Below are 7,150 nucleotides of genomic sequence, written 5' to 3'. Positions count from 1 at the left end.
CCGTTAGCCATCCATGTAGCGCAAAAACCAGCGCTACACCACAGAAGATGAAAATGTACTCAGAACGGGTATTGTATACTACGGCTGGGAGAGGAAGGTCGATAAACTATGGTGCCTTGAGCCCTTCCGTTAGTCTGACTCCAACGACCACGGTGTATCACTGACTGTCGCTCCCTCACGGGAAGCACTCATGGGAGATTCATCCTACTCAGGTTGCTGCACCAGCCTCTAATTTGATTGGCCGTAGAAAGGATGTTTCTAATGGAAGTCATCATTGAACGTGCATGTGGTATGGATATTCATAAGGATTCGATTACCGCATGTATTATGACACCAGAAGGCAAAATGATTCAAAGTTTTTCTACTAAAACGGTTTTTTTATTGCAATTAATCGATTGGATTAAAGAACACGGTTGTACTCACGTAGCTATGGAAAGTACAGGTGTATTTTGGAAGCCTATTGTAAACATACTAGAGGCTGAGAATATCGAATTTTTAGTTGTGAATGCCCAACATATCAAAGCGGTTCCCGGTCGTAAGACTGATGTTAAAGATGCGGAATGGATCGCCAAGTTACTTCGTCATGGATTACTAAAAGCTAGTTTCATTCCAAATCGCACCCAACGTGAATTACGAGAATTAGTTCGGTATCGTCGGAGTATGATTGAAGAACGTGCGAGACAACATAACCGCATTCAAAAGGTACTCGAAGGTGCGAATATTAAACTTGGTTCTGTTGTATCAGATGTGATGGGAGTTTCTTCTCTTGATATGCTTCGTGCCATTGCCGAAGGTGAAAATGATCCAGAAAAGTTGGCTGGTTTCGCTAGACGTTCAATGAAAAAGAAAAAAGCAGAACTTGAACTCGCACTTCGTGGCTATATCCAACCACATCAACGACTAATGATTAAAACCATTCTTACTCATATTGATTTTCTGACTGTACAAATTGAATTGTTAAATCAAGAAGTAGCTTGCCGACTTTCTACACACCAAGAAGATATCGAAAGATTGGATTCTATTCCAGGGATCGCCACTCGAATGGCGGAACAAATCCTAGCTGAAATCGGAACTGATGTAAAACAGCAATTTCCAAGTGCAGCACATCTCTGTTCTTGGGCAGGACTAGTACCTGGACACAATGAAAGTGCAGGAAAAAGGAAATCCTCTACTATGAAAAAAGGCAATAAATACTTGAAATCGGCTCTAATCGAAGCAGCTCATTCGGTCAGAGGATCTAAAACCTATCTAGGCGCATTATATAGACGGACTGCAACTCGAAAGGGTAAAAAACGAGCTGGAATATCCGTTGCTCATGCCATCTTACGTATTGCTTATTTTCTATAATTTTATAGAATTGATATTTTACAAAGCTACAACTTCTTTTTTTATTTATATTATTCCAAATATATTGAATAAAAAATTCCATTATATTAGAATGAAATAAATACAAAATAAGGAGGCTCTTTTATGAAACACCTTCATTCTCCATATCCAGCTGAAAGCATTTCCTTACAAGTAGAATCCTCACCTGTTTGGGAAGTGATACTTGGTATTGCAGGGTACACACACGGACAACTTCGACATACATTCGATTTAGATGAAAAGTGGATATCAGAGCAAGATTCAATGCCTTCATCATTATTAAAACATTTGAAGGTAATTGAGGAGACCAATTTATGGTATGGGTTGATTATGCTTCAAGACAAACTATCTGCATCATCTGTTCAAGATTTTTCGAATCAACTTTCAGAAATTCCAATTGCTTGCTTTTATGACATACTTTTGCCGTACAAAGATCGGAATACAGAGCCTATAAGAAAAGCGACAGCCACTGAACATCATCGAGATGAATTATTTGAAAAGTATGCGACATATTTTGAAGACCACAATTACTTAGGTGGGTATGTGCGTAATCTTAATCGTTATTCACAACAAGAAATTTGTGACTTATTCAACAATACATTGTTTGAGTGGTATAGGTGGGTAAGCCAACAAGAAGAATGGGGAAAATGGACTCATGCGCTTGCTTTTGAACAGAAACAATACAAATCATTGGATATAACAAATCCTATTGAGGAAATCGAACGAATTACGGGTGGAATCAAGTATCTCCCTGAACCTTCTGTCTGGAATGTCAAATTAATTCCACACGTATCTTATCGCCCTTGGATCTTAGAAAAACGCACACCTGATACTAAACTTTTCTTTTATCCTTTAAAGGAAGAATATTTGTTAGAGCCTGGTGTTCCATCGAATGAGTTAATTCGTGGTCATAAGGCCTTAGGGGATGAACTTCGATTAAAATTGCTTTATCAACTTCTAAAGGGACCTTTATCACTTCAAGAGTTGAGCGTGCAGTTTAATACGTCTAAAACAACACTACATCACCAACTTTCTATATTGAAAGCAGCAAAGTTTATTCGTGTTGATAAAGGGATCTATTCAGCAAATCTAACGCAGATTAACGCTTTTTCCGGACGACTCACTCAGTACCTAGGGTTCACAAATGAATAAATTCTCTAAGTCATTTAAAGCACTTTGGATAGGTGAAATTGTATCTGAATTTGGTGGAGCAGCTGGAGGAATCATTAATGGATTGTTACTATATGAATTGACAGGATCAAGGGAATGGATGGGTGTACTTTGGCTTGTATATTTTATCCCCTCTTTAATTTTACAAGGCATTACTGCGCCTTTCCTAAACCATGTTGTAAAGGAGAAAATGCTTCAAAACATACAGTTGATTCGTGCTGGAGCCTACATCCTTCCACTTGTTGGTTATTTAATTGGTACAGACGTGGGAACCATTTTAGGATTAGTCATTTTACAATGTTTGTTAGGCTTGATGCAACCAATTTATGCAAGTCTATCTTTTTCACTTCTACCAGAAATTTGTAAAGAGAAAGGACTTGTAGAAGCAAATGCATTACTAGATGGAACTATTCGACTTATGAGTTTTATCGCTCCTGGAGCAACTTCATTATTGCTGTTGGTTAGTCCTATACATTTCATATATGGATTTTCATCTATTATGTTCATCGTCAGCTTTCTCGCACTTTCACGTATCCCTCGATCAAGTAAGAAGAAAGTGGCAACTTGGACAAAGAAATTTTGGTGGGCAGAAATGAAGGAAGGCTATCGAACATTCTTTAAATATCCAAATCTTTTTCGACTTACCATTCTTTCTTCCACGGTACAATTTGCGGTTGGAGCAACGATGGTTTTAAGTATTCCTTTTATACGAGGAGACCTTAATGGTCATTCTTGGGAATATGCGATCTTTTCTGGGTCTTTCCCAGTCGGTTATGCCGTTGGTATGGTACTACTCACGAAGTTACCAAAAACTTATCAAACTATGTACCTCGGTTTAATAGGAGGAGGTCTTTCATTCGTACTCTTGTTTTTTGTAAATTCAGTTCCTATTGCATGGGTGTGTGAATTGTTTGGGGGAATGGTATTTCCTTTATTCAATGCTCAAAGTGCAGCAATTTTTCAGCGTGAAGCTCCTAGAGATCGTTTAACCCAACTAAGTGCAGTTCGACTACTATTCATTCGAGTTACCATGCCATTAGGGATATTGTTTGCTTCCTCAACATTTGTAGATTTAAGTACGCGTCAAATATATGCAATTGTTGGTATGTTAATCGTTTTACCTGGATTATTTCACCTCTTTGCTTCATTTTCCCAACCAAATAAAGATTTACTTACAAATAAAAAATAAAAAACAAACAAGTAAATGTAGCTTTAGAATAAAGATTGATAAATAAATCACCTTCAGCTTTATTTATCAGCAAATGCAAAAACTCCATTTTGAAAATATTGAACAAAATGGAGTTAATCTTTCTAACTAAATATGAGATTTTATAAAAAGGTTCGATTAATTAAATGAGTCTTATTCAACTAACCTGCACCGTTAGTTCAATTAGGAAAAAGCTACCCCAAAGGCAGCCTTGTTCTGCTAAAGCCCCCGCTAGTGAAATACCAAAAACTATCAGACATATTGAAGAATTAACTGATATAAAGCTATGCAAAGTCCTAAAATACTTGCTTTTATTTTAGATGGATGGTTTCTTTCGCTGCGGAATAAGTAAAAGAAAACAAAGATAAATCCCAACGGAAACCATAGCTGAAAGTCACCTTCTTTTGTACTACGAGAATAAATTGGAGTAATGTAAGTGCTTATTAGAAAGTAAAAGAAAATCGTAAAACGTCTTGTTTCTAACTGCTTACTCCACCTTACTAAAAAGAAAATAATAATTATTGCAATAATCGTAATGTGTAAAGGGGGAAGCATAATAGCACCATTTCCAAGTTTAAATTCCATTCAGTATCGCCTCCATTTTTATAGTTTACCACTTTTTATGGAAAAAATTAGAAAAATTTAAACTAAAGTCATACATACCCCTGTAAATATCATTTAAAGATATTCCTTCTTCATACAGATAGGTAAGCCTTTGAAGTTATCGCTGGCTTTTCCCCCTGTTCACACCGTACGTGCGACTTTCACCGCATACGGCGTTCCAACTAATCCAATTTATTCTTTCTATGTTTTAAGCAGCCGAGTGAAGATTTTCCAAAGTTAGATTATTTCATTGTTACATTTCAGTCGTAAGTTATTTACTTTTTCTAATTGCTTATTTGTAAGCTTTACAGCTTTTAGGAACTTTTCAATTTTTACTTTGTCTTTCAAATGTATAAGTTGATGTATAGCCTTATTCAAAACTATTAAATTTGAGTAGCTATCATCTTTTGAAATGTGAAAAGGATTAATATGATGACAATGCCAGTCGATAATACCTAATTCTTCACCTAAAATTGCACATTTGCCATACTGGGCAATAAACTTACTTATTCTGTTGTCGTTATATTCAATAGATCTGTTTGGAATGTAGTTTCTCATGACGTAAGAAAGCGTATTTTTATTGATAGCCTTTAGGCTATTGTGAATTTTTGCTCTGCCTTCGGCAGTATAGTTACATATCACTTGGGAGAAACCAAGTGTTTTTCTCCATCGTTGCGCATGGATGGGGACAAAGACCATATTTTGTATTTTAAATAGTTTGGACTTATATCCTTTGTATCGCTTCTGTAATGTCTTTGACATCTCATGAAAACTTGCCTCTGTTCGAATATTCTTTAGTTGATTGTATAACGTCTTGCGTAGATATAGATTTAACTCATTCAAGTTAATTGTAATTTGAGTTGCAGCTGAGTAATAGTTTTGGATACCCATTACAACGGTATTAAAATTCCAAACGGTCTGAATGCAGGGTTTTCTCTTGATTACTTTTATCGCTTCTTTAATCTTTTGAAAGGCATTTGCTTTAGCCTTTTTTGACATATCAGACTTTGCTACGAAACCAAATCTGGTCTTACCTTTTCTTATGGCTTTTATTGTAAATCCTAGAAACTCTGAAGAGTTTTTCTTTAAGTTCACGACCTTTGATTTTTCTTCACTCGTCTCCAAGTGTAATCTCTTTTTCAAGAATTCTTTTAATGCATAATTTATTTTAATTGCCTGTGACCTTGTTCGGCACATCACCTTAAAATCATCCGCATAACGGACAATAAAACACTCTTTCAAACTCGATTTCTTTAATTGCTGATACTTACTACCATTAGTCGAATACGTATAATTGCTTTCAAATGTTTCCCATTGGTCACTAACCCACCAATCCAATTCATTTAACACAATGTTAGATAATAAAGGTGAAAGAATACCACCTTGCGGTGTTCCTTTTGTAGGAATACCTTCTCCTACAATCTCTGCTTTTAATAACCTAGATATAATAGAAAGAAGGGATTTATCCCTAATGCCTATTGACCACATTTGTTTTAAAAGTTTGCTATGATTTACATTATCGAAGAAACCTTTAATATCTACGTCAACACAATAATGTAGTCCAGATTGGTTAATGAGAAATTCAAGTCTAGCTTTGGCATGATGAGTGTTGCGATTTGGTCTAAAACCATAACTATGTTTATGGAATTTAGCTTCACAGATTGGCTCTAAAATTTGCAGTACACATTGTTGAAAAATTCTATCCCATATCGTCGGTATCCCTAAAGGTCTAGTTTTATCTACTCCTTTTGGAATGAAAACCCGTCTAACTGGTTGTGGTTCATACCATTTGAACATACCTTGAACTTTAGCTATTACATCTACAACTGGTAAATGCAGAATATCATTAATTGTTAATTTATCGATTCCCGCAGTTTTGCTACCTGTATTTCTTTTGATGTTTCGGTAGGCAAGACGTATATTATCCTTAGAACTCATTAATTCTGTTAAGTTATAGAAATGATGACCACAAACACTTTGAGCGTAGAGTGTATCAAAACAATCTTGCATACTATAATACTCATTGTGTCTCAGTTTCTTCCGTTTCAATAAGTCGGTGACTCCTTTTGGAGTTAAACCTCTATTAGTCTCACAAGAACCTTATTAATCGATAAAGAACTGCCTTACTTGGTTGAATAAATCTTTATTAGTCTAGTGGCTATCCCTCCATGTGGATTAGACACTTCATTGGTACTGTGCCACCACTTTCACTGATATAAAGGCAAGTTATACAGTAACTAGTATCATTATTGCTTTCCTTGTCAACGTTTCTTAGGGGAGTAAGCCCTCCACGTTATCAGCTTAAAACGTTGAATTATATCTATTATAGAATGAACTTAGGTGCTTCCTCTAAGCCTGTTAGATACATACGCCTGTAACGTATCATGGATTTTCATATTAGTTAGTCTTACTCACCCACATCTAACCTCACAATTTGGTGATATACACATTTCTATGTATCGCAGTTCTAGACCCGTACATTCAGAAGTTCGTCAGCTTAACCATTTCTTTTCGGTTTATTTGCATTCTCACCATATTCATTCAACTCAAGCATCATGAATTACACCACTCCCTCGAGTAGGCTTTCGTCAGCGGACCTGGTACGGTAATTTCTCACGCCTTTTCACCGAGCTTATAACACAATCATTCTTACTAAATCCAGTGCTATTCGACTAAGAGAGAACCCTTCCGAGCGTTACCTCATCATTTGATTCTTCGATATAACCCTTCAGTTCCGAAAGGAACTGTCTAGCCTTTACCTGAGTAATGTGACCATTCTCAATTTAAACTAGAAACATTTCGCAC

4 protein-coding genes and 1 pseudogene are annotated in these 7,150 nt (G+C 36.1%); 3 read left to right on the top strand and 2 right to left on the bottom strand.

Going from position 1 to position 7,150, the window contains the following annotated elements; genetic code table 11:
* Nucleotides 1–261: 261 nt before the first annotated feature.
* The 3 genes and pseudogenes from ABE34_RS05555 to ABE34_RS05545 all read left to right on the top strand — a co-directional run.
* Nucleotides 262–1,344: pseudogene (locus ABE34_RS05555) on the top strand (IS110 family transposase); the annotation flags it as partial.
* A gap of 126 nt (nucleotides 1,345–1,470) precedes the next feature.
* Complete coding sequence (locus ABE34_RS05550) at nucleotides 1,471–2,517, top strand: ArsR family transcriptional regulator (RefSeq protein ID WP_197141023.1); 1,047 nt, start codon at nucleotides 1,471–1,473, stop codon at nucleotides 2,515–2,517.
* On the top strand, nucleotides 2,510–3,724 hold the full coding sequence (locus ABE34_RS05545; RefSeq protein ID WP_197141021.1) for an MFS transporter: 1,215 nt from the start codon (nucleotides 2,510–2,512) through the stop codon (nucleotides 3,722–3,724). The genes ABE34_RS05550 and ABE34_RS05545 overlap by 8 nt, the downstream gene beginning before the upstream one ends.
* Nucleotides 3,725–3,994: 270 nt before the next feature.
* Here ABE34_RS05545 and ABE34_RS05540 read toward each other — a convergent pair whose 3' ends face one another.
* Entirely contained in the window at nucleotides 3,995–4,327 is a 333-nt protein-coding gene (locus tag ABE34_RS05540) for a hypothetical protein (RefSeq protein ID WP_197141020.1), read from the bottom strand.
* 255 nt (nucleotides 4,328–4,582) lie between these two features.
* A complete protein-coding gene (gene ltrA, locus ABE34_RS05535) occupies nucleotides 4,583–6,355 on the bottom strand; it encodes a group II intron reverse transcriptase/maturase (protein ID WP_197139928.1) in 1,773 nt (590 codons plus the stop codon).
* Nucleotides 6,356–7,150 lie beyond the last annotated feature (795 nt).

Source organism: Lysinibacillus sphaericus, assembly GCF_015844675.1.
Taxonomy (GTDB): Bacteria; Bacillota; Bacilli; order Bacillales_A; family Planococcaceae; genus Lysinibacillus; species Lysinibacillus sphaericus_E.
The sequence above is the reverse complement of the archived record's forward strand: the minus strand, read 5'-3'. Positions and strand labels throughout refer to the sequence as shown.

Excerpts from the sequence above, each read along its gene's own strand:
- ABE34_RS05550 (WP_197141023.1), top strand. The coding sequence starts at position 1,471 with ATGAAACACCTTCATTCTCCATATCCAGCTGAAAGCATTTCCTTACAA.
- ABE34_RS05545 (WP_197141021.1), top strand. The coding sequence starts at position 2,510 with ATGAATAAATTCTCTAAGTCATTTAAAGCACTTTGGATAGGTGAAATT.
- ABE34_RS05540 (WP_197141020.1), bottom strand. The coding sequence starts at position 4,327 with ATGGAATTTAAACTTGGAAATGGTGCTATTATGCTTCCCCCTTTACAC.
- ltrA (WP_197139928.1), bottom strand. The coding sequence starts at position 6,355 with ATGCAAGATTGTTTTGATACACTCTACGCTCAAAGTGTTTGTGGTCAT.